At 73.9% G+C, this 20,268-nt stretch carries 21 protein-coding genes, 1 pseudogene and 1 riboswitch; of the genes and pseudogenes, 4 read left to right on the plus strand and 18 right to left on the minus strand.

Annotated features, from left to right (window positions below):
* Nucleotide 1: 1 nt before the first annotated feature.
* Nucleotides 2-649 carry a bifunctional pyr operon transcriptional regulator/uracil phosphoribosyltransferase PyrR gene (pyrR, locus tag ABZ497_RS29830; RefSeq protein ID WP_329486779.1) on the minus strand — a complete coding sequence of 216 codons (648 nt, stop codon included), beginning with the start codon at nt 647-649 and terminating at the stop codon, nt 2-4.
* A 328-nt stretch (nt 650-977) separates the two neighbouring features.
* On the opposite strand from pyrR, the gene ABZ497_RS29835 reads away from it, so the two are divergent.
* The gene (locus tag ABZ497_RS29835; RefSeq protein WP_031072501.1) at nt 978-1,481 is read left to right on the plus strand and encodes a transcriptional regulator; all 504 of its coding nucleotides are present in this window, start codon (nt 978-980) and stop codon (nt 1,479-1,481) included.
* Between the two features lie 149 nt (nt 1,482-1,630).
* Here ABZ497_RS29835 and ABZ497_RS29840 read toward each other — a convergent pair whose 3' ends face one another.
* The 5 genes from ABZ497_RS29840 to ABZ497_RS29860 all read right to left on the minus strand — a co-directional run bounded on the left by ABZ497_RS29840 (nt 1,631) and on the right by ABZ497_RS29860 (nt 5,962).
* Nucleotides 1,631-2,575 carry a hypothetical protein gene (locus ABZ497_RS29840; RefSeq protein WP_359809654.1) on the minus strand — a complete coding sequence of 315 codons (945 nt, stop codon included), beginning with the start codon at nt 2,573-2,575 and terminating at the stop codon, nt 1,631-1,633.
* A 206-nt stretch (nt 2,576-2,781) separates the two neighbouring features.
* Complete coding sequence (locus ABZ497_RS29845; protein ID WP_359809655.1) at nt 2,782-3,609, minus strand: thioesterase family protein; 828 nt, start codon at nt 3,607-3,609, stop codon at nt 2,782-2,784.
* 158 nt (nt 3,610-3,767) lie between these two features.
* Entirely contained in the window at nt 3,768-4,205 is a 438-nt protein-coding gene (nusB, locus tag ABZ497_RS29850) for a transcription antitermination factor NusB (protein WP_329486782.1), read from the minus strand.
* A 4-nt stretch (nt 4,206-4,209) separates the two neighbouring features.
* Entirely contained in the window at nt 4,210-4,773 is a 564-nt protein-coding gene (gene efp, locus ABZ497_RS29855) for an elongation factor P (RefSeq protein ID WP_329486783.1), read from the minus strand.
* A gap of 82 nt (nt 4,774-4,855) precedes the next feature.
* On the minus strand, nt 4,856-5,962 hold the full coding sequence (locus ABZ497_RS29860; protein WP_359809657.1) for a M24 family metallopeptidase: 1,107 nt from the start codon (nt 5,960-5,962) through the stop codon (nt 4,856-4,858).
* 380 nt (nt 5,963-6,342) lie between these two features.
* Here ABZ497_RS29860 and rpmG point away from each other — a divergent pair, with 380 nt between their 5' ends.
* The gene (rpmG, locus tag ABZ497_RS29865) at nt 6,343-6,507 is read left to right on the plus strand and encodes a 50S ribosomal protein L33 (RefSeq protein WP_329486785.1); all 165 of its coding nucleotides are present in this window, start codon (nt 6,343-6,345) and stop codon (nt 6,505-6,507) included.
* A gap of 113 nt (nt 6,508-6,620) precedes the next feature.
* On the opposite strand, the gene ABZ497_RS29870 is transcribed toward rpmG, so the two are convergent.
* A complete protein-coding gene (locus tag ABZ497_RS29870) occupies nt 6,621-7,793 on the minus strand; it encodes a HoxN/HupN/NixA family nickel/cobalt transporter (RefSeq protein WP_359809659.1) in 1,173 nt (390 codons plus the stop codon).
* Between the two features lie 32 nt (nt 7,794-7,825).
* Nucleotides 7,826-8,018: riboswitch (cobalamin riboswitch) on the minus strand.
* A gap of 81 nt (nt 8,019-8,099) precedes the next feature.
* On the opposite strand from ABZ497_RS29870, the pseudogene ABZ497_RS29875 reads away from it, so the two are divergent.
* Nucleotides 8,100-8,438: pseudogene (locus ABZ497_RS29875) on the plus strand (metalloregulator ArsR/SmtB family transcription factor); the annotation flags it as partial.
* 158 nt (nt 8,439-8,596) lie between these two features.
* Here ABZ497_RS29875 and ABZ497_RS29880 read toward each other — a convergent pair.
* Both ABZ497_RS29880 and ABZ497_RS29885 read right to left on the minus strand, forming a co-directional pair.
* Nucleotides 8,597-9,076, minus strand: a complete 480-nt coding sequence (locus ABZ497_RS29880; RefSeq protein WP_359809661.1) for an SRPBCC family protein — start codon at nt 9,074-9,076, stop codon at nt 8,597-8,599.
* A complete protein-coding gene (locus tag ABZ497_RS29885) occupies nt 9,073-9,591 on the minus strand; it encodes an RNA polymerase sigma factor (protein ID WP_329486788.1) in 519 nt (172 codons plus the stop codon). The genes ABZ497_RS29880 and ABZ497_RS29885 overlap by 4 nt, the downstream gene beginning before the upstream one ends.
* A 139-nt stretch (nt 9,592-9,730) precedes the next feature.
* On the opposite strand from ABZ497_RS29885, the gene ABZ497_RS29890 reads away from it, so the two are divergent.
* Nucleotides 9,731-10,183, plus strand: a complete 453-nt coding sequence (locus ABZ497_RS29890; RefSeq protein WP_359809663.1) for a DUF3995 domain-containing protein — start codon at nt 9,731-9,733, stop codon at nt 10,181-10,183.
* Between the two features lie 61 nt (nt 10,184-10,244).
* Here the strand turns inward: ABZ497_RS29890 and ABZ497_RS29895 are convergent, their stop codons facing one another.
* The 9 genes from ABZ497_RS29895 to mltG (ABZ497_RS29935) all read right to left on the minus strand — a co-directional run.
* Complete coding sequence (locus ABZ497_RS29895) at nt 10,245-11,054, minus strand: DNA-formamidopyrimidine glycosylase family protein (protein WP_359809665.1); 810 nt, start codon at nt 11,052-11,054, stop codon at nt 10,245-10,247.
* A gap of 164 nt (nt 11,055-11,218) precedes the next feature.
* On the minus strand, nt 11,219-12,181 hold the full coding sequence (locus ABZ497_RS29900) for an AAA family ATPase (RefSeq protein WP_352293319.1): 963 nt from the start codon (nt 12,179-12,181) through the stop codon (nt 11,219-11,221).
* 143 nt (nt 12,182-12,324) lie between these two features.
* Complete coding sequence (aroQ, locus tag ABZ497_RS29905) at nt 12,325-12,753, minus strand: type II 3-dehydroquinate dehydratase (RefSeq protein WP_359809675.1); 429 nt, start codon at nt 12,751-12,753, stop codon at nt 12,325-12,327.
* Nucleotides 12,754-12,761: 8 nt separating this feature from the next.
* Nucleotides 12,762-13,850, minus strand: coding sequence for a 3-dehydroquinate synthase (gene aroB, locus ABZ497_RS29910; protein WP_329486792.1), 1,089 nt, complete (start codon nt 13,848-13,850; stop codon nt 12,762-12,764).
* Nucleotides 13,843-14,364, minus strand: coding sequence for a shikimate kinase (locus tag ABZ497_RS29915; RefSeq protein ID WP_352293308.1), 522 nt, complete (start codon nt 14,362-14,364; stop codon nt 13,843-13,845). The genes aroB and ABZ497_RS29915 overlap by 8 nt, the downstream gene beginning before the upstream one ends.
* Nucleotides 14,361-15,545 (minus strand): chorismate synthase, encoded by a 1,185-nt coding sequence (aroC, locus tag ABZ497_RS29920; RefSeq protein ID WP_329486794.1) that lies wholly within the window; start codon nt 15,543-15,545, stop codon nt 14,361-14,363. Before aroC ends, ABZ497_RS29915 begins: the two co-directional genes overlap by 4 nt.
* Before the next feature lie 321 nt (nt 15,546-15,866).
* Complete coding sequence (locus ABZ497_RS29925; protein ID WP_352293306.1) at nt 15,867-16,697, minus strand: shikimate dehydrogenase; 831 nt, start codon at nt 16,695-16,697, stop codon at nt 15,867-15,869.
* 34 nt (nt 16,698-16,731) lie between these two features.
* Entirely contained in the window at nt 16,732-18,735 is a 2,004-nt protein-coding gene (gene mltG, locus ABZ497_RS29930; RefSeq protein ID WP_359809668.1) for an endolytic transglycosylase MltG, read from the minus strand.
* Between the two features lie 151 nt (nt 18,736-18,886).
* The coding region (gene mltG, locus ABZ497_RS29935; protein ID WP_359809670.1) for an endolytic transglycosylase MltG at nt 18,887-20,268 on the minus strand (1,382 nt) is incomplete at its 5' end.

Here is a 20,268-nt window from a genome sequence, read left to right on the forward strand (position 1 = left end):
GTTACTCCGGGAGGTGCGGTTCGGACGGCCGGGCGGCCAGGGCCTGCGAGCTGCGCTCACTGCGCGGGGGACGCGACGCGTCCGCGTGGTCGCGGTCGCCGACCAGCACGGCGTCCACGCCGTCGCTGTCCGCGAGGCGGACCTGCACGGCTTCGCGCAGCGAGGTGGGGAGGTTCTTGCCCACGTAGTCGGCGCGGATCGGCAGCTCGCGGTGGCCGCGGTCGACCAGGACGGCGAGCTGGACGGCGCGCGGGCGGCCGATGTCGCTGAGCGCGTCGAGCGCGGCGCGGATGGTGCGGCCCGAGAAGAGCACGTCGTCGACCAGGACGACGAGCCTGCCGTCGATGCCGCCGGCCGGGATCTCGGTGTGCTCCAGGGCCCGGGCGGGCTTCAGCCGCAGGTCGTCCCGGTACATGGTGATGTCCAGCGTCCCGAACGGGATCTCCCGGCCGGTGATCTGGGTCAGCCGGTCGCGCAGCCGGCGGGCGAGGTGCACGCCCCTGGTGTGGATGCCGAGCAGCACGACGTCCTCCGCGCCCTTGGCGCGCTCGACGATCTCGTGCGCTATCCGGGTGATCACCCGGGCGATGTCCGTGCCGTCCAGCACCTGGTGCGGCGGGCGCGGCGTCGGTTCGTGATGTGTGGTCATGCCGAAGCGGACCTCCTTCCCCGCCTCACTGGACGGGCCTTAAAGGATGTCTGGAACGCCCCCGCCGACGCGGCGCGGGCTCCCGCCATCGTACCAGCGCACCCGACGGCAAACCGGCGTCCATCATTCCGCTTCACCGGGTTAACGTCCGCGACGCACCGTGGACGCGGGCCATTCGCACGACTGCCCCATTCGGCTTGACGCAGCTACCTCACTCTACGTAACCTCACAGTGAGTTACGAGACTGGCGTCGAACCCACCGGTAACGACGTCGACAATCGCCCGTGACCCACCACTGAACGCGAAGCAATCTCGTCCGGGGAGACCAATGTCCAGCGACTACGCGAAGCAACTCGGAGGAAAACTCCGAGCGATCCGCACTCAGCAGGGGCTCTCCCTGCACGGTGTCGAGGAGAAGTCCCAGGGGCGCTGGAAGGCAGTCGTCGTCGGCTCGTACGAGCGCGGTGACCGTGCGGTCACCGTGCAGCGGCTGGCCGAGCTGGCGGAGTTCTACGGCGTTCCGGTCCAGGAGCTGCTGCCCGGCGGTACGCCCGGTGGTGCGGCCGAGCCGCCGCCGCGCCTCGTGCTGGACCTGGAGAGACTGACCCAGGTCCCGTCCGAGAAGGCCGGTCCGCTGCAGCGCTACGCGGCGACCATCCAGAGCCAGCGCGGTGACTACAACGGCAAGGTGCTCTCGATCCGCCAGGACGACCTGCGCACGCTGGCCGTGATCTACGACCAGTCGCCGTCGATCCTGACCGAGCAGCTGATCTCCTGGGGCGTGCTGAACCCCGACGCGCGCCGTGCGGTGCGCGAGGAGGAGGCGAGCTGAGGCTCGCCCCCACCGGCTCCCACCGCCTCCCACCAGCAGGAACGGGCAGGGCCAAGCAGAAACGTCACGGCGCGGTGCCCCGGAACGGGGGCCGCGCCGTCGCGCGTCCGGCCCCGGACCGAAGCCGGCCCGGGGCCGCTCCGGCGGCCTCAGCGGACCGTGCCCAGGCTGTAGCCGGGCTCGGCCGCCACGCCCTCCAGCCGCACCGAGGCCGCGGTCGGCGCCCAGCCCTGCCCAGCGCTGGCCCAGGCCCAGGCCGCCCCGCGGAAGGCCCGGTCGGCGGTTCCGTCGCCGGCGGGGTCGGCGGTTCCGTCACCGGCTCCGCAGGCCGCCGCCGAGCCCTGCGTGCCGTGCAGCACCGCCAGCCCCGGCAGCTCCCGGGCCAGCCCCGCGCAGAGCACCGCGCAGACCAGCTCCAGGTCCTCGTCGTTGATCCGCACCACGCCGTCCTCCCACTGGAGCACCCGGGCCGCGGCCGTCAGCCGGCCACCGGGGGCGTCCACCGCGAGGCGCAGCTCGTAGACCCCGCTGCCCGCGCCGACCAGCATCCGCCGGAACACCTCGGCGCCACGCTGGTAGGCCTCCCGGACGGCCCGGCCGTGCTCCTCGTAGAGCCCGCCGTCCAGCAGCAGGTCCGCGTGGCGCAGCGTCAGCCCGTTCTCGCGGGCCCGGACCAGCCGGGGCAGGAAGTCCCCGGCGAGGTCCTCGCCCTGGTAGGCGAGGAGCTGGGTCTGCAGCGGCGGATTGACCAGGTAGCGGTCGCGGGCGCCCGGCTCGGCCGGGTCGAGGCCGTGCAGGAGGCAGAACTCCTCGAAGTCCTGCGGGTGGAACATCCGGGCCCGGACGGTGTCGAAGCCGCGCCGGGCCTCGGCGAGCAGGTCGGCGGTGTCCCGCAGGTAGGTCTCGTAGTCCGGGGCGTCGCAGAGGCGCCAGGCGGCGGCGCGCTCGAAGTCGGCGGCGCTGGTCAGCACCCCGATGACGAAGGCCTGCCCCGCGCCGTCCGCCCGGCGCCGCTCGTGCCGCAGCCGCGCGCGGGGGCGGGGGCCGGCGGCGGAGCAGTCGGGGGTGCGGCGGGCGCGGCCGTTGCGGCTCATCGGAGGCTCCTGGGGCGGTGGCGGTCGGCGGCGGCAGGGGTGCCGCCGACCGTTGTCCTCCCCAGCCCCGGGTGTCGCACACGTACGGCGTGTCACAGGAATGTAACCGACCGTGAGGCGGGGCACGTCACCCGGTCGGCGCAACCCGCCGGACCGCGCCGCACCCGGCGGGCGGCCGGGCGCGGCGGGTCGCGGGACGGCGGCGGTCAGGCCTGCCGCGGCACCCGGGCGAGCTGACGCGACTGGGCGACCAGGCGGCCGGACTCGTCCCAGACCTCGGCGTCCTCCTCGAAGTAGCCGCCGGCCACGTTGCGGGTGGCGTGGGTGACGCGCAGCCAGCCGGGCGCCGGCTTCGCCCGCAGGTGGACGGTCAGCTCGATGGTGGGGGCCCAGCCGGGCATCCCGAGGTCGAAGGTGACCGGCGGCAGCGCGTCGGCGACCAGCAGGAGCAGCAGCGGGTCGGGCTCCCGGCCGTCGGCGAGCCGGAACCAGCCCTGGATCCGGCCGTTGCCGGAGGGCTGCCCGAGCGCCCAGCCGATGGTCGCCGGGTCGAGCCGCAGGTCGAACCGCTCCAGGAGGGCGGCCTGCTCGATCAGCTGCTTGGGGGCGTGCTCCACGCCGACGCACTGGTCCGGCGGCGGCAGCTGCGGCGGCTGGGCGGTGGTCCGCACGTCGCCGCCGGCGTCGGCGAGGTCGCCGTGGGTGGCCACCACGCGCAGCCGCTCCACGCCGTCCTGGCTGAGCGAGGCGGTGCCGGTGGAGAGCGAGCGGCCGGTGCGGAGCACCTCGGTACGGACGGTGGCCGGGCCGGGGTGGGAGGCGGAGAGGTAGTAGCCGCTGATCGAGACCGGGTCGGCGTGGTCGCCGTGCTCCAGCGAGAGGGCGTGGCCCGCCATCGCGAGCAGCAGCCCGCCGTTGACGCCGCCGCCGATCTGCCAGCCGGCGCCCAGTTCGCCGTCGTAGCGGCCCGGCTCGGCCGGGTGCCTGGTGAGGGCGATGCCCTGGTCGAACTCGCTGCGGATCGCCGTGGTCATGGGGGGTGGCCTGCCCTTCGCTGCGGGGTCACCGGTGCGCGTGGGTCACCGGAGCACCAGGTTACTGGCGAGTAGGGTCCCAACATACGCCACCCGGCCCGAACGCACGACGGCCGCCGGACCCTGTCGGGTCCGGCGGCCGTGCGTCGGAGTGCCGCCTACCGGCGGATGCTCGGCTTGAGCTCCAGGAAGCGGGCGAGCAGGCCGTTGACGAAGGCCGGGGAGTCGTCCGTGGAGAACTCCTTGGCGATCTCGACGGCCTCGTCCAGGACGACCGCGTCCGGGACGCCGTCCTCCCAGATCAGCTCGTACGCACCGAGCCGCAGGACGTTGCGGTCCACGATCGGCATCCGGTCGAGCGTCCAGCCCACCGCGTACTCGGAGATGAGGTCGTCGATCCGGCGGGCGTGCTGGACGTACCCCTCGATCAGCTCCATGGTGTACTCACCGACCTGCGGGGTGCCCTCGTCCGGCTTGGGCTCCCGGGCACGGGCCACCCAGTCGGCGAGGACCCGCTGCGGGTCGACCCCGCGGTGGTCGGCCTCGAAGAGGATCTGGAAGGCTCGCGTACGGGCCTTGCTGCGTGCGGCCGACACGGACTTACTTCACCCGGCCGAGGTAGCTGCCGTCGCGGGTGTCGACCTTGATCTTCTCACCGGTGACGATGAACAGCGGCACGGCGATCTCCGCGCCGGTCTCCAGGGTGGCCGGCTTGGAGCCACCGGTGGAGCGGTCGCCCTGGACGCCCGGCTCGGTGTGGGAGATGGTCAGCTCGACCGAGGCCGGGAGCTCGATGTACAGGGGAGCACCCTCGTACATGGCGACCAGGGCCTCGAAGCCCTCCAGCAGGTACTTCGCGGCGTCGCCGACGACGGCGGGCTCGATCGTGGTCTGGTCGTAGGTGTCCGTGTCCATGAACACGAAGTTCTCGCCGTCCTTGTACGAGAACTGCATGCCACGCTTGTCGACGTTGGCGGTCTCGACCTTGGTGCCGGCGTTGAAGGTCTTGTCGACGACCTTGCCCGTCAGGACCTCCTTGAGCTTGGTGCGCACGAAGGCCGGGCCCTTACCGGGCTTGACGTGCTGGAACTCGACGACGGACCAGAGCTTGCCGCCCTCCAGCTTGAGAACCATGCCGTTCTTGAGATCGTTCGTGGAAGCCACGGGCGCACTTACTCCTGGATATAGCTGTCAAGGAACCAAGGGGTGCGTCCTGCCGCCCCCGGCCGCCTCGGGCGGTCGCGGGTCACAGGGCGAGGAGCTCCTTGGTGGTGATGGTGAGCAGCTCGGGCCCGCCCTCTTCGAGGGGGCGCACCACGAGCGTGTCCTCGATCCGGACACCGCCCCGGCCCGGGAGGTGAACCCCTGGACCGACGGTGACCGGCACGCGGCTGTCCAGTTTACCCATGTCCGACGGCCCGAGGCGCGGGGCCTCCCGGATCTCCAGCCCGATGCCGTGACCGACGGGGTGCGGCGAGCTCTCGGTGTGCCCGGCCGCGTGGAGGATCTCCCGGGCGGCCTGGTCGGGCACGTACTGTTCGACGCCCGGACCGAGCGCCTCCCGCCCGGCCCGCTGGGCCCGGAACACCAGGCGGTGCAGTTCGACCTGCCAGGGCGCGGGGGCGGCGCCGATCACGAAGGTCCGGGCGGTCGAGACGCCGTACCCGCGGTACTGGGCACCCAGGACGACGGTGAGGAAGTCACCCTCCTCCACCCGCCGGTCGGTGGGCTGGTGGGACTGCTGGCCGGAGTGGCTGCCGGTGCCGACCGAGACCGGGAAGGCCGCCCGGTCCGCACCGTGGTCGATCATCCGGCGTTCCAGCTCCATCGCCAGGTGCCGCTCGGTCCGGCCGACCAGGATCGACTCCAGCAGTTCGCCGAGCGCCTGGTCGGCGATCTCGGCGGCGATCCGCAGGTCCGCGATCTCGTGCTCGTCCTTGATCACCCGCAGCTGTTCGACCGCCCGGCCGAGGTCGGCCAGCCGGACGCCCTCCGCCAGAACCGCCACGGCGCGGTGCCGGGCGACGGTCAGGTCGTGCTCCTCCACCGCCAGGTCGGCCACCCCCAGCCGGGCCGCGGCCGCGGCGGCCGCCAGCGCGGTGTCGGCGCCCGCCGCCACCGGCACCCGGGTGACGTCCTCGACGATCAGGTGCTCACCGGTGTCGTCCGGCGGCAGGTCGTCCGGCAGCGCCAGCAGCGCCCGCTCCCGGGTGAGCAGCAGCGTCGCGCCGCACGGCGGGCAACCGGTCAGGTACCGCACGTTCGCCGCCCGGGTGATCAGCGCCGCATCGGCCCCGGCCGCACTGCCGTGCTCCCTCAGACGCTCCCGCCGGACCGCGTACGCATCAGACATGCGTCGAGCCTACGGAGCCCCACCCCGATCCGCCCGCCGAGCGGATCCGACCGGACCAGGACGGCCCTGGTCGGACACCCGGCCGGTCCGCCGGTGCGGCGTCGGGCCCCGGCGCCGCACCGGCGCCCGGGCCCCGAGGCCGGTCGACCGGCCGCGCACCCGAACGGACGGCGCGGGCGGCGGACCGGACGACCGGAGCCGCCGGCGGGAGCGCGCGCCGCCCGACGAGCCCCGGCGCGTACGCGGTCGCACGGCCGACCAGCGCCTCCACCGCCCGCCGGGGAATGGGCGGGGCGGAGGCCGTGTTGGACCCCTTGAAAACGACTTCCATTTCGGCGGAAGCCGTTTCCCGACCGCCCACCCCTCGGAGGAGGAGAACCATGGCCCGCAGCGAACTGCGCCCCGTCGTCAAGCTCAGGTCCACGGCCGAGACCGGCTTCACCTATGTGACCCGCAAGAACCGCCGCACCGACGCCGACCGGCTGGTGCTGCGCAAGTACGACCCGGTCGCGCGCCGGCACGTCGACTTCCGCGAGGAGCGCTGACCTCCCCCGTGGGCCCGGCCGGGCCCGCGGACCACGGCGAGGCGGCGCCCACCCGAACGGACCGGGTGGGCGCCGCCTCGTGACACCGCGGTGCCGCGGGCCGTCGGGGCCGACTACTTGGTGACCCCGGCGGCCTCGTCGGCCGCCGCCCCCTGGGCGGGCACCCCGCCGGCCGGTACCACCGGCTTCGGGCTCCAGCGCTGTTCCACGCCGGCGAGGCGCCAGTAGGCGATCGCCGCCCCCCAGACCACCACGAACAGCCCGACGATCGCGTAGCCGACGTTGTCCAGCGAGATGTCCGCGATCCAGCCGCTGACCGGGTCGGTGAGGTCCAGCTTCTCGTGCAGCACGGCGACCAGCTCGATGGTGCCGATGATGAACGCCACCGCGATCGACAGCCCGGTGATGGTCAGGTTGTAGTACACCTTGCGCACCGGGTTGGAGAACGCCCACTGGTACGCGAAGTTCATGAACGTCCCGTCCAGCGTGTCGAACAGGCTCATCCCGGACGCGAACAGCAGCGGCAGGCAGACGATCGCGTACCAGGGCAGCCCGGCGGCCGCGCCGGAGCCGGCCATCACCATCAGGGTCACCTCGGTCGCGGTGTCGAAGCCGAGGCCGAGCACCATGCCGACCGGGAACATCTGGCCGGGCCGCGTGATCGAGCGGGTCGCCCGGTTCAGCACCCGGGCCATCAGACCGCGCGAGTTGAGGTGCTCCTCCAGCTCCGCCTCGTCGAACCGACCGGCCCTCATCGACCGGAACACCTTGAGGATGCCGAACAGCGCCGCCAGGTTGAGCGCGCCGATCAGGTAGAGGAAGACACCGGACGCGGAAGTGCCGACCACACCGAGCCACTGGTGCGTGGTGGACTCGTCGTCCATCAGCGTGCTGGCCAGCTGGGCGCCGCCCGCCACCAGGGCGGCCATCAGGACCACCATCGAGGAGTGGCCGAGCGCGAACCAGAAGCCCACCGAGACGGGCCGCTTGCCGTCCGCCATGAGCTTGCGGGTGGTGTTGTCGATCACCGCGATGTGGTCGGCGTCGAAGGCGTGCCGCATGCCGAGGGTGTAGGCGGTGATGCCCAGGCCCACCCCGAAGACCTGGGTACCGACCTCGTACTTCTCGGGGGCGACCAGGAAGATCAGCGTCCCGAAGGCCACCACGTGCATGGCCAGGATCACCCCCATCAACCCGGCCGTGCGGAGGGTGTCCTCGCGCCGCCAGCGGAAGCTCGGCAGGGCGGAGGACGCCGCGGGAACAGCGGCGGTTTCGGGCAGGGTCATCTTCGGATCACGCTCCAGCACCTCGTGGAAAGACGTTCGTGAGATGCCGTGGCCGGTCTCCTGGCTGACGGGGCTTCCGGATCCGCCTTCCCAGGCGCGCGAGGCGCCCAGTGGCGTCGTGGATACGGACGACTCCCCCGATCACAGTGGCGAGGGCCGCTCCGGACTCCGGACCCTGAGGGTCCGTCACCGGTCTTCCCGAACACCACGGCGGGCAACACCGTAGGGGGCCGCACCTCACCCTTGCAAGGCTGCGCACCTGCGCAGGTGTCCAGGATCACAGCCACGGGCTGCAACAATGTCCGCATGCATCTCGTACCGGCCGACCGCGCGGGCCACCGCACCATCGACGGGCACCGGGTCTGCGAGGCCATCGCCGCGATCGGCGACCCCGGGCACGTCCGGTCCTGGGCCGAGCGGTTCTCGCTGCTCGCCGACCCGGGGCGGCTCGCCCTGCTGCTCGCCCTGCACCGGGCCGGGCCGCTCGCCGTCACCGACCTGGCGGTCGCCACCGGCATGCGCGACCCGGCCGTCTCGCAGGCGCTGCGGCTGCTGCGCACCGCGGGTGTGGTCACCGGCGACAAGGACGGCCGCGTGGTGCGCTACCGGCTCGTGGACGAGGCCCTGCGCCCCCTCCTCGACGAGTGCGCCGCCGCGGACCACCACGAGCACGGCGAGCCCGCCACCGGGAGCGACGCCACCGGCGGCGAGCCCTCCGCACCCCGGGCCGCCGCGGCCGGCTGACCGGCTGCGCCCGCGGAACACCGACCCGGCGCCCCGGGCCGTCGCGCCCGGGGCCCGCCTCACCCCTCTCGCACCAGCCGTTCGAAGCGCTCCAGCGAGCGCCGGGCCAGCGGGTCCGTCGCGGGCCGCAGGGCCCGGTCGAGCAGACCCGCGCCGGGGAGCCGGAACGCGCCGAGGAAGGCGAAGCGGGTGCCTCCGGCCTCGGCGCGAGCCGCCATCCCGCCCAGCAGGAAGCGGCTGCGCATCAGGCACCACCCGGGCGTCAGCTCGACGTCGAAACGGGCCCGCAGCCGGGTGTGGCCGGTCACCAGCGCCTCGGTGCGACCGTCCGCCGGTCTCCCGGCCACGCGGACCGACCGGATGTCCGGCAGCCAGCGCGGGAGCCCCTCCTCCAGGTCGGCCGCGGCCGCCCAGACCCGCTCGAACGGCGCGTCGATCAGCGCCTCCCGGACGGCGGCGCCGGGGGTGACGGCGGCGATCACATGCAGCCGGCGGACCGGGTCGAAGGCCGCCGTCGGCCAGGGGGTCGGTGCGCTCACTGCTGCCACGCCCTTCGAAAGCCGAGCCGGGCCCGGGAGAGCCGGGACTTCACGGTGCCGGGTGCCACGCCCAGCAGTTCTGCGGTGGACCGCTCGTCGAGCCCCTCCAGGTCGCGCAGCACCAGCACGGCGCGGTGCTCCGGCGTCAGCCGGGCGAGGACGTCCTGGATGTCGGTGGCCAGCTGCGGGTCGCCGGGGCGGGGCAGCTCGGAGAGGTCGGCCGGGACGCAGCGGGCGACCCGCCGGACGTGCCGGACGGCCTCCCGCACGGCGATCGAGCGGACCCAGCCGAACAGCGCGGCCGGGTCCTGGAGCTGGCCCAGCTTGCGGAAGACGGCGATCAGCGCCTCCTGCGTCGCGTCGGGGCCGTCGTCCAGCGCGATCGGACCGCAGAGCCGGCGGACGTAGGGCGCGACCAGCTCCAGCAGCTCGCTGACGGCCAGTTGGTCGCCGCGCTGGGCGGCACGGACCAGGCCGGCGAGCCGGTCGGCGGTTCGGGTGTCGGGACCATCCACACCCGCATCAGAGGCGCCGGACCGGCCGGACGTTCCCTCCCTCCCCCGACTTCCCGCTGTGACGCTCGTCACGGGAACCTCCGGCCGGGCGCGCCGCTCCTGCGGGGTGACCCACCGTCGGAACCCCCGGAGGACCACCGTGAACCGTCACCGTACCGCCGCCCTCGCCGTCGCCGGCCTGCTCGCCGCCGACGCCCTGCTGCACGTCTACTGGGCCACCGGCCGCACCTGGCCGGCCGCCGACCCGGCGTCACTCTCCCGGGCGGTGCTCAACGCCGAGGTGCCGTTCACCCCGCCGGTCGCCCTGCCGCTCGCGGCGCTGCTGTTCTCCGGCTCGGCCCTGGTGCTCGCCCGCGGCGGCCTGTTGGACGGCGCGGCCCGCCGGCTGCCGACGGTGGCGCTGCGCTGGGGGCCGCGCGCGGTGGCCGCCGGACTGCTCGCCCGCGGGCTGGCCGGGCTGCTCTGGGCCACCGGGGTCGGCGTCGACACCGGCTCGGCCTTCTACCGGCTCAACCTGGCCTTCTACACCCCGCTCTGCCTGGCCGCCGCGGCCGCCGCCCTGGCGGTCGCCCGTACCGGGGCGGACGGCTGACCGCGCCCCTCCCCCGGCAGCCCCGCGACCGCCCGCGGGGCACCGGGCAGCCGGCGCCGCCTCAGGCCCGCTGGCAGGTGGGGCACCAGAAGAGGTTGCGCGCGGCGTGCGCCTCGGTCCGGACCTCGGTGCCGCAGACCAGGCAGGGCATGCCGGCCCGGCGGTAGACGTAGACCTCGCCGCCGTGGTCGTCCACCCGCGGCGGACGGCCCATCGCCTCGGGGGTGTGCTCGGGTCGGACGGTGTCGATCCGCCCCGCGCCGACGCCCTCGCGCATCAGCGCGACCAGGTCGGTCCAGACGGCGTCCCACTCGGCCCGGCCGAGGTCGCGCCCGGCCCGGTGCGGGTCGATGCCGTGCCGGAACAGCACCTCGGCGCGGTAGACGTTGCCCACACCGGCCAGCACCTTCTGGTCCATCAGCAGTGCCGCGATCGTCGTCCGGCTGCCGGATATCCGCCGCCAGGCCGGCTCCGGGTCGGCGTCGGCCCGCAGCGGGTCGGGGCCGAGGCGCGCCGCGACGGCGGCCTTCTCGACGTCGGTGATCAGCGCACAGGTGTTGGGACCGCGCAGATCGGCGTAGGCGTCGTCGTTCGCCAGGCGCAGCCGGACCAGGCCGACCGGCTCCGGCGCGGGGCCCTCGCCGAAGGCGAACCCACCGTAGAGGCCGAGGTGGACGTGCACCCAGGCGTCGTCCTCGAAGCCGAGGAAGAGGTGCTTGCCGATGGCCTCCGCCCCGGTCAGCACCTGTCCGTCGACCAGCTTCGCGCCGTCCGCGAACCGGCCCTGCGGGCTGCTCGCACGGACCGGGCGGCCGCCGAAGGCCCTGGCGTTCTCGGCGGCGAGGCGGTGGATGATGTGGCCTTCCGGCACGGGCGTCAGCTCCCCCGGGTGTGCGACAGGATGCCCCCATCATCGCAGCCCGCACCGACAGGCCCGGCCGGCCCGCCGGCCGTCGCGGGCTCCCGGAAGGCGGTACCGAATCCGCGCCGGGGCAGCGCCGGAGCCGCCCGGAACAGCCCCGGGCGGCGCGGGCCTCAGCGGACCGGGATGCCCATCAGCCGGGCCAGGATCACCCGGTCCAGCTCGGCGGCGGTGGCCGCGACGTCCAGCTGGGAGTTGTCGATGATCGGCAGCCCGGAGTTGTACCAGCCGGCCATCCGGCCGTGGATCCGGGCCACCTCCTCGTCGCTCAGCCGCCGGTTGCCACTGCGCCGGGCGTTGCGGCTCAGCACGGAGTCCAGACTGGGCAGCAGCACGACCGGGATCATCCCCGGGCCGATGTGCCGCTTCCAGCCGCCGAGGCCGATCGCCGGGCGGTCCGGGAAGACCGCGTCGTCGATGATGCAGGAGATGCCGTTGGCCAGGTAGTTGCGGCAGGCGAAGCCGCAGGTGCGGCGGGCCAGCCGGTACTGCGCCTCGGAGGCGTTGTTCCAGCCGGACTGCGGGTTGGCGAAGCCGGACTGCACCCACTCGCGGACGTCGTCGAGGCTGATGTGGGCGGTGGGCGTGGGCCGCCGCTCGGCCCAGTGCCGGGCGACGGTGGTCTTGCCCGCGCCGGCCGGTCCGATCAGCAGCACGGCGAGTGGCCCGGACGGCAGGTGCGGCTGCGCGGGGTGGACCGGGAGCTGGACGGGCGCGCCGGACGGCAGCAGGAAGTGCCCGGTGGCGCCGGCCGGAACCGGCGCGGGCGCCGCGGCGGTGGGAGCCGACGGCGGCACGGGCCGCGCCGGCGCGGGCGGTGCGACGGGGGCCGCCGGGGTGCCGGCCGGCGGCACGACCGGGCGACCGGCGTACGGGGGCCGACCGGCGGGCTCGCGCGCGGACCGGTCCGCGCCGTGGCGGACGGATTCGGCGTGGGCCGCCGCCCGCGGCACTCCCCGGGACGCGCCCGGCGCGCCACCGGCGGGCGGTGCGACGGTGGCACTGCCGGAGTACGGCGGGGCCGGCGGAGCGACGGGACGTGGGGGGACTTGTCCACCCCCGGCGTACTGCGTCACGGTCACCTCCCGACTTCTTTCAGCGGGGACACTACACGGCGGTCCCGCAGCGGGCACAGTCCGCCGCCGGGCCGCTGACGAGGGCCGGGGTACCGGATCGGGCCGGCCGGGGCCGCGCCGATCCGGTACCCCGGCCCCGGGTGTCAGCGTGCGGTGAGCTGCCCGGCGAGCGCCCGCAGTGCCAGCTCGTACGAGCCCAGGCCGAATCCGGCGATGGTGCCGGAGGCGACCGCGGCGATCACCGAGGTGTGCCGGAAGGTCTCCCGGGCGTACGGGTTGGAGATGTGCACCTCGATCAGCGGCGCGGTCCGCTGGGCGGCGGCGTCGCGCATCGCGTACGAGTAGTGGGTGAAGGCCCCCGGGTTGATCACCACGGGCACCCCGCCGTCGGCCGCCTCGTGCAGCCACTCCACCATCTGCTGCTCGGAGTTGGTCTCGTGCACCTCGACCTCGAAGCCGAGCTCCTCGCCGAGCACGGTGCAGCGCTCGACCAGCCCGGCGTAGGAGGTGGCGCCGTAGACGTCCGGCTCGCGGCTACCCAGCCGGCCGAGGTTGGGGCCGTTGAGCACCATCACCCGGGTCACGAGGAGACCTCCGCGTAGGCGGCGACCAGCAGGGACGGGTCGGGGCCCTCCAGCATGGAGGTCCGGCCGAGGCCGTCCAGGACGATGAAGCGCAGCAGGTCGCCGCGCGACTTCTTGTCGATCTTCATGGCGTCCAGCAGCTTCGGCCAGGCGTCCGCGCGGTAGCTCAGCGGCAGGCCGACCGAGGCCAGCACGGTGCGGTGCCGGTCGGCCGTCTCGTCGTCCAGCCGGCCGGCCAGGCGGCCGAGTTCGGCGGCGAAGACCATGCCGATCGAGATCGCCGCGCCGTGCCGCCACTTGTAGCGCTCGTTGCGCTCGATGGCGTGGCCGAGGGTGTGGCCGTAGTTGAGGATCTCGCGCTGGCCGGACTCCTTGAGGTCCCCGGAGACCACGTCGGCCTTGACCTGGACGGCCCGCCGGATCAGCTCGACGGTGTGCGGCCCGGCGGGGCTCCTGGCGCCCTCCGGGTCCGCCTCGATGAGGTCCAGGATGACCGGGTCGGCGATGAAACCGCACTTGATGACCTCGGCGAGACCGGAGACGTAGTCGTGCCGGGGCACCGTCTCCAGGGTGTCGAGGTCCGCCAGCACGCCCACCGGCGGGTGGAAGGCGCCGACCATGTTCTTGCCCTCGGCGATGTTGATGCCGGTCTTGCCGCCCACCGCCGCGTCCACCATGCCGAGCAGCGTGGTGGGCATGGAGACCCAGCGCACCCCACGCAGCCAGGTGGCCGCGACGAAGCCGGCCAGGTCGGTGGTGGTGCCGCCGCCGAGGCCGACGATCACGTCGCTGCGGGTGAAGCCGGTCTGGCCGAGCACCGACCAGCAGTACGCGGCGACCTCGGCGCTCTTGGCGTCCTCGGCGTTGGGCACCTGGAGGACGATCGCCTCGTAGCCCTCGCCCAGCAGGTCCTCGCGGATGGCGTCGGCCGTGGCGGCCAGTCCTTCGGGGTGGATCAGCGCGACCCGCTTGGCGCGGGTCCCGATCAGCTGCCCCAACTCGCCGAGCAGCTGGTGTCCGATCAGCACGTCGTACGGGTCGTGGCCCGCGCTGCCGCCGACGTGAATCCTGACGATGTCACTCATGGGGGGTCTTCAGCTCCAGTGCTTCCATTACGGCGTCCGCGACCTGCCCGGGGGTGCGGCCCGCGGTGTCGACGACGGCGGTGGCCACCTCCAGGTACAGGGGCCGACGCGCCTCCATCAACTCACGCCAACGCGCCCGCGGGTTGACCGCGAGCAGCGGCCGCGGCGCGTCCAGCCCCACCCTCCGGACGGCGTCCGCCGGCGGGACCTCCAGGAACACCACCGGCAGCTCGCGCAGCAGCGCCCTGGTGGCCTCGGCCATCACCGCACCGCCCCCCAGCGCCAGCACGCCGTCGTGGTCCCGGGCGGCGCTGCGCACCGCGGCCGCCTCCAGCTCGCGGAAGTGCGGCTCGCCCTCGTCGATGAAGATCTCCGGGATCGGCTTGCCGGCCGACCGTTCGACATCGGCGTCGGTGTCCCGGAAGGCGACGCCCAGGCGCTCGGCGAGGTCCCGTCCGACGGTGGACTTGCCACTGCCGGGCGGGCCGACCAGCACCACCAGGGGCGCGCTCATCGGACGATCAGGTTGTCCAGGTACCCCTGGACGTTGCGGCGGGTCTCGCTGACGTGGTCGCCACCGAACTTCTCGTTCACCGCGTCCGCCAGCACCAGCGCGACCATCGCCTCGGCGACGATCCCCGCCGCGGGCACCGCGCACACGTCGGAGCGCTGGTGGTGGGCCTTGGCCGGCTCGCCCGTCCGCACGTCCAGCGTCTGCAGCGCGCGCGGCACGGTCGCGATCGGCTTCATCGCCGCCCGCACCCGGAGCAGCTCACCCGTCGACAGGCCGCCCTCGGTACCGCCCGACCGGCCCGACGTCCGCTTGACGCCCTCCGGGGTCGGCACGATCTCGTCGTGCGCCTGCGAACCCGGCACCCGGGCCAGCTCGAAGCCGTCGCCGACCTCGACGCCCTTGATCGCCTGGATCCCCATCAGCGCGGCGGCCAGCCGCGCGTCCAGCCGGCGGTCCCAGTGCACGTGCGAGCCGAGGCCGACCGGCACGCCGTAGGCCAGCACCTCGACGACCCCGCCCAGGGTGTCGCCGTCCTTGTGGGCCTGGTCGATCTCCGCGACCATCGCCTTCGACGCGTCGGCGTCCAGGCAGCGCACCGGGTCCTCGTCGAGGCGCGCCTCGTCGGAGGGCAGCGGCAGCACCCCGGCGGGGGCCTTGGCGCCCGCCAGCTCCACCACATGGCTGACGATCTCGATCCCGCAGGTCTCCTTGAGGTAGGCGCGCGCGACCGCGCCCAGCGCGACCCGGGCCGCCGTCTCCCGGGCGCTCGCGCGCTCCAGGATCGGCCGGGCCTCCTCGATCGAGTACTTCTGCATGCCCGCCAGGTCCGCGTGGCCCGGCCGGGGGCGGGTCAGCGCCTCGTTGCGGGCCAGCCCCGCCAGCACCTCCGGGTCGACCGGATCGGCCGACATGACCTGCTCCCACTTCGGCCACTCGGTGTTGCCGACCATCACGGCCACCGGGCTGCCCATGGTCTCGCCGTGCCGCACGCCGCCGAGGAAGGTCACCTCGTCCTGCTCGAACTTCATCCGGGCGCCACGGCCGTAGCCCAGCCGTCGGCGCGCCAGCGCCTCGGCCACCACCGCGGTGGTCACCGGAACACCGGCGGGCAGGCCCTCCAGCGTCGCGACCAGTGCCGGACCGTGCGACTCCCCCGCCGTCAGCCAGCGCAACGTACCCAACGGAGCTCCTTCATCAGCGGACCGGTCACGGCACTTGCCATGGCCTGCCCGGGCGTGCTTCCTCTGTCCCTGGATCCTTTCATGCCGTCGGCATGCCCGGGAGCAGAGTCCGGGTGACGGACAGCAACCGGTCGACCCTCGGACGCGGTGGCCGGCGGAGCACCCGGGCCCCGCCGGGAGGACGGCCGGACCCCTCGCCGCGGCACGGCACGCCGGGGTGGCACGACACGCTGGACGGGCATGTCAGGTCGAGCCGGCACGACGCGCCAGAGTGGCACGACACGCCCGGGCGGCACCGCCCGCCGCCCCGCGCGTACCGCGTCAGCGGCCGGCGAGCGCCGCCTCACCCGCGGCCCGGATGGCCGCCAGCGGCCCGGGCGCGCGGCCGGTGAACCGCTCGTTCTGCAGGACCGCCTGGTGGACGAGCAGGTCCAGGCCGCCCAGCACGGCGGCGCCGCGCTCGGCGCAGGCGGCGGCCAGCGCCGTCGGCCACGGGTGGTAGAGCACGTCGAACAGCGCACCGGGCGCGGCGGGCAGCCCGGCGGCGAACGCGTCCGTCGCCCCCGCGGGCGTGGTCGACACGGTGAGCGGCTGCGCGAGCGCCTCCGCCCCCCGCTCCCAGTCGGCGGTCCGCACGGTCACCCCCAGGCGCTCACCCAGCTCGGCCATCTCCCGGGCCCGCTCGGCGCTGCGGACGTAGACCGTCACCTCGCCGGTGCAGATCTGGGCCAGCGCCGCCAGCGCCGACGAGGCGGTGGCCCCGGCACCCAGCACCGCCGCCCCCGCCACCTCGGTGATGCCGCGCTCGCGCAGGGCGTTGACGAGGCCCGGGATGTCGGTGTTGTCACCGGTGCGCCGCCCGTCGGCGGTGAAGACCACCGTGTTCACCGCGTCGACCGAGCGCGCGGTCGCGCTCACCTCGTCGAGCAGCGGGATGACCGCCCGCTTCAGCGGCATGGTGAGCGACAGGCCCGCCCACCGCTCCGCGTCCAGTCCGGCGAGGAAGCCGGGCAGCCCGGCCTCGTCCACCTCGAAGGCGTCGTAGCGCCAGCCGTCCAGCCCGAGCGCCGCGAAGGCGGCGCGGTGCAGGTGCGGCGAGAGCGAGTGGGCGATCGGCGAGCCGAGGACGGCGGCCCGGTGCTTGCTGGTCAACGCTGTTACTCCGTGAACTACTGGCCCGTCAGGGCTACTTGGTGGTGCAGTGGACGGCCACCTTGTCGAAGCCCTGGCCGGCCGCCTTGCAGTACTCCTCGACATCGGCCGCGAACTGCTTGTCCGTCTCCGAGAAGCGGGTGTTCTTCGGGTCCATCGCGATGAAGTACAGCCACTTGCCGTCCGCCGGGTTCAGCACCGCCTTGAGCGCCGCGTCACCCGGGTTGGAGATCGGCCCGGGCGGCAGGCCCGCGTTGATGTAGGTGTTGTACTTGTTGGAGGCGTCGTTGATGTCCTTCTTGTCCAGCACCTTGCGGCCCAGCGAGTACTGCAGCGTGGTGTCCATGCCGAGCTTGCCGTCGATCTTGCCCGTGTCGGCCAGCCGGTTCTGGATCGTCCGGGCCATCTTGGCGAAGTCGTCGGGGTTGTTGCCCTCGGCCTGGAGGATGCTCGCCTCGATGACCACCTCGTAGCCGGTCTTGAGGCCGATCTTGGCGGCCTCCGCGTCCAGCCCCGCGTAGCGGTCGACGGCGTTCTTCACCATCTGCTTGAGCAGGTCCTCGGGCTTCATCCCCGAGGCGATCGAGTAGCGGGCCGGCCAGAGGAAGCCCTCGATGTTGCCGTTGGCGTACGCGGGCAGACCGAGGCTGCCCAGCTGCGCCTTGGCCACCTCGGCCGTGGTGCCCTTGGCCAGCTGCAGCTTGTCGTCGATCTTGGCGTAGGTGGCGGCGGCCGTCAGCCCCTCCTGGACGATCAGCTTCTCACCGCCGTTCGCCTCCACCAGGTTGGTGACGGCGGCCTCGGCCGACATCTCCTTGGGCATGGTGTAGGTGCCGTACTGGATGGTGGTGCACTTCGGGTTCTTCCCGCACGCCTGGGTGAAGGCCTCGATACTCTTGACCACGCCGGCCTCCTTGAGCGTCTTGCCCATCTCGGCCCCGACGGCACCCTTCTTGATCTCCACCATGACCGAGCCGCTGCCCTGGCCGGTGAAGTCCGGGGGCGGCCCGAAGTGGTCCTGGTAGAAGCCGTACCCCCACCAGCCCGCGCCGGCCACGCCGCCGACCATCACCAGCGCGACCAGCAGGCAGGCGCCACCGTTGCGGCGGCCGGACTTCTTGCCCTTCTCCTTGCGCTTCTTCTTGCCCTCGCGGGAGTTGTCCTCCTCGCCGAGGAAACCGTTCTGGTCGTCCCCGCCGTCCTCGGCGTAGTCGTCCTGGTGCTCGTCCCACTCGGCCTCGGCCTGCTCGGGCTCGGCCTCCGCCGGCCGGCCGCCGGCCTCCAGCGCGGCGGCCTCCGCCTCCCAGTCGATGCCGTCCGGGCCGGGACCGGCGGGCCGCTCGGGCTCGGGCCGCCGGCGGCGCGAGGCCCGCCCGCCCGGCACCTGCCCGCCCGGAGCCTGCTCGCCCGGCACCCGCTGCTGACCGGGCTGCTGCGGCATCCCGGGCTGGGACGCGCCCTGCTGCGGCATCTCGGACTGGGGCGCGCCCTGCTGGTTCATACCCGACTGCGGCATACCCGACTGCGGCATCCCCTGCTGCGGCATGCCCTGCTGCGAGTACCCCTGCTGCTGCCCCTGGTACCCGGGGGCGCTCTGCTGCTGCCCGGGGAACCCCTGCTGCGGGTAGCCCTGCTGCTGGTCCTGGTACCCCTGCCCACCCGGGAAGCCCTGGCCCCCGCCGTGCCCCTGCTGCGGGTACCCCTGCTGGTCGCCGAAGGCCTGACCGCCGTACTGCTGGGCCTGCTGCTGCCCCTGCGCGAACTGCTGTCCCCCGTACTGCTGGGGCTGCTGGGGCTGGCCGCCCGGGTACGCCTGCTGCGGGTAGCCCTGCTGGGGGTAACCCTGCTGCTGCGCCGCCTGCTGCATCTGCTGCGGGTACCCCTGCTGGTCGACGAAAGCCTGACCGCCGTACTGCTGGGGCTGCTGCCACTGGTCGTCCGTCGGCCCGGGGACCGGCTGCTGGCCGCCGTACCCGGGGTCACCGGGGTGCCACGGCTCGGAGCCCTGGGGGCCGTAGCCCCGACCCAGATCGGTCATTGATCCCCTTACACCGACGGAGACGGCCGGAGGATCGGACCGGCCGTCCGGGACGGCGTCCCGGCTGATTCTCGAACCGGCGTGCTACTGCAGCGCCTGGAGGGAGACGTTACCGTACCGCAGCCTGGCCTCCGGCAGGGGCGATGTGCCCTCACTGCCCGCCCGGAGCGGTCGGCGCACCCGTCGGCTGACTGCCGCTCGCCCCCGCGGAGGCACCGCCCGAACCGCTCGCCGACGGGCTCGGCTGCGCGGCCCGGGCGGCGTTGAACTCGGCCACGTTGCGCTGCTGCACGTCGAAACTGTCGGTGAACCGGGTGTCCCCCGGCTTCACGGTGACGAAGTAGAGCCAGTCCCCCTGCGCCGGGTCCACCGCCGCCATGATCGCCTGCCGCCCGGGGTTGCCGATCGGCGTCGGCGGCAGTCCGGTGTGCAGATACGTGTTGTACGGGGAGTCCAGCTTGGTCTCCGTGACGGTGGTGTTCAGGGTCGAGCGCCCGAGCGCGTAGTTGATCGTGGAGTCCAGTTGCAGCGGCATGTTCTTGGCCAGCCGGTTGTAGATCACCCGGGCCACCTTGGCCATGTCCTCGGTGTTGTCCGCCTCGCCCTGCACCATGCTGGCGATGGTCACCAGCCCGTACAGGCTCTGCCCGAGGTTCTGCGCGACGACCTCCGCGTCGTCCCGGGCGAACTCCTTGCCGGCCCGCTCCACCATCTGCTTCAGCAGGTCCACCGCGGTGGTCCCGTCGGTCACGCTGTACGTCGCGGGGAAGAGGTACCCCTCCGGGCTGCCCTTGGCGAACTCCGGCAGCCCCAGCTCGGCGCCCTGCTCCTGGGCGGCCCGCTGCGTGGTGCCCTCGGGCAGGTCCAGCTTCTTGTCGATCGCCGTGTAGATCTGGTTGCCGCGCCAGCCCTCGGGGATGGTCAGGCCGTTGGCGTTGGCGGGGTCGACCAGGATGGCCAGCGCGGCGGCCGCCGACATCTTCTGCTTCAGCGTGTAGGTGCCGGGCTGGATCCGCCCGGCGGCGGCCGCGCTGCCCTTGGCCGCCCGGGTGAAGGCCAGCGAGCTGGCCACCACGCCGTTGCGCACCAGCGCGGAGGCGATCTGGGTGAGCCCGGCGCCCTCGGGCACCGAGACCTGGACGTCGCCGGTGCCCGCCCCGTGGTAGTCGGCGGCGGCCGGCGGCTTCTGCTGTCCCTGCAGCCAGGTGTACCCGGTCAGACCGGCCCCGCCGAAGACGACCACCAGGGCGAGCGCGGTCAGCCCGCAGGCGAGCCCGTTGCGCCGGCGGTGCGGATCCGGCGCATCGTGGCGAGGACGGGGCGCACCCGGCGGACGGCCCTCGGGTTCGAGCACCGGCGCACCGAGGTGGCCGGGTGTGAGCCCGGGCGTGAAGTCCTGGTCGGTCATTGCGCCCCCTCGGCGGTCCCGGAACGAGCAGAAGGGGCCGAAGCGGACGGCGAGCGCGCACAGGGCGAGTACGGGGGCGAGGGCGAGCAGGCCGAGGCCGGCGGCGGTGACGTCCAGGGCGCGCT

Origin of the sequence: Kitasatospora sp. NPDC005751 (assembly GCF_040630835.1) — a bacterium.
In the GTDB taxonomy this organism is placed as follows: Bacteria; Actinomycetota; Actinomycetes; order Streptomycetales; family Streptomycetaceae; genus Kitasatospora.

What these genes read in the sequence shown, in the direction of transcription:
- aroQ (WP_359809675.1), bottom strand. Translation starts at nt 12,753, where the DNA reads ATGGTGCTCAACGGCCCCAACCTCGGCCGGCTGGGTAGCCGCGAGCCG.
- ABZ497_RS29860 (WP_359809657.1), bottom strand. Translation starts at nt 5,962, where the DNA reads ATGTCTGATGCGTACGCGGTCCGGCGGGAGCGTCTGAGGGAGCACGGC.
- mltG (WP_359809668.1), bottom strand. Translation starts at nt 18,735, where the DNA reads ATGACCGATCTGGGTCGGGGCTACGGCCCCCAGGGCTCCGAGCCGTGG.
- pyrR (WP_329486779.1), bottom strand. Translation starts at nt 649, where the DNA reads ATGACCACACATCACGAACCGACGCCGCGCCCGCCGCACCAGGTGCTG.
- aroB (WP_329486792.1), bottom strand. Translation starts at nt 13,850, where the DNA reads ATGAGTGACATCGTCAGGATTCACGTCGGCGGCAGCGCGGGCCACGAC.
- ABZ497_RS29840 (WP_359809654.1), bottom strand. Translation starts at nt 2,575, where the DNA reads ATGAGCCGCAACGGCCGCGCCCGCCGCACCCCCGACTGCTCCGCCGCC.
- ABZ497_RS29845 (WP_359809655.1), bottom strand. Translation starts at nt 3,609, where the DNA reads ATGACCACGGCGATCCGCAGCGAGTTCGACCAGGGCATCGCCCTCACC.
- ABZ497_RS29915 (WP_352293308.1), bottom strand. Translation starts at nt 14,364, where the DNA reads ATGAGCGCGCCCCTGGTGGTGCTGGTCGGCCCGCCCGGCAGTGGCAAG.
- ABZ497_RS29835 (WP_031072501.1), top strand. Translation starts at nt 978, where the DNA reads ATGTCCAGCGACTACGCGAAGCAACTCGGAGGAAAACTCCGAGCGATC.
- ABZ497_RS29870 (WP_359809659.1), bottom strand. Translation starts at nt 7,793, where the DNA reads ATGACCCTGCCCGAAACCGCCGCTGTTCCCGCGGCGTCCTCCGCCCTG.
- rpmG (WP_329486785.1), top strand. Translation starts at nt 6,343, where the DNA reads ATGGCCCGCAGCGAACTGCGCCCCGTCGTCAAGCTCAGGTCCACGGCC.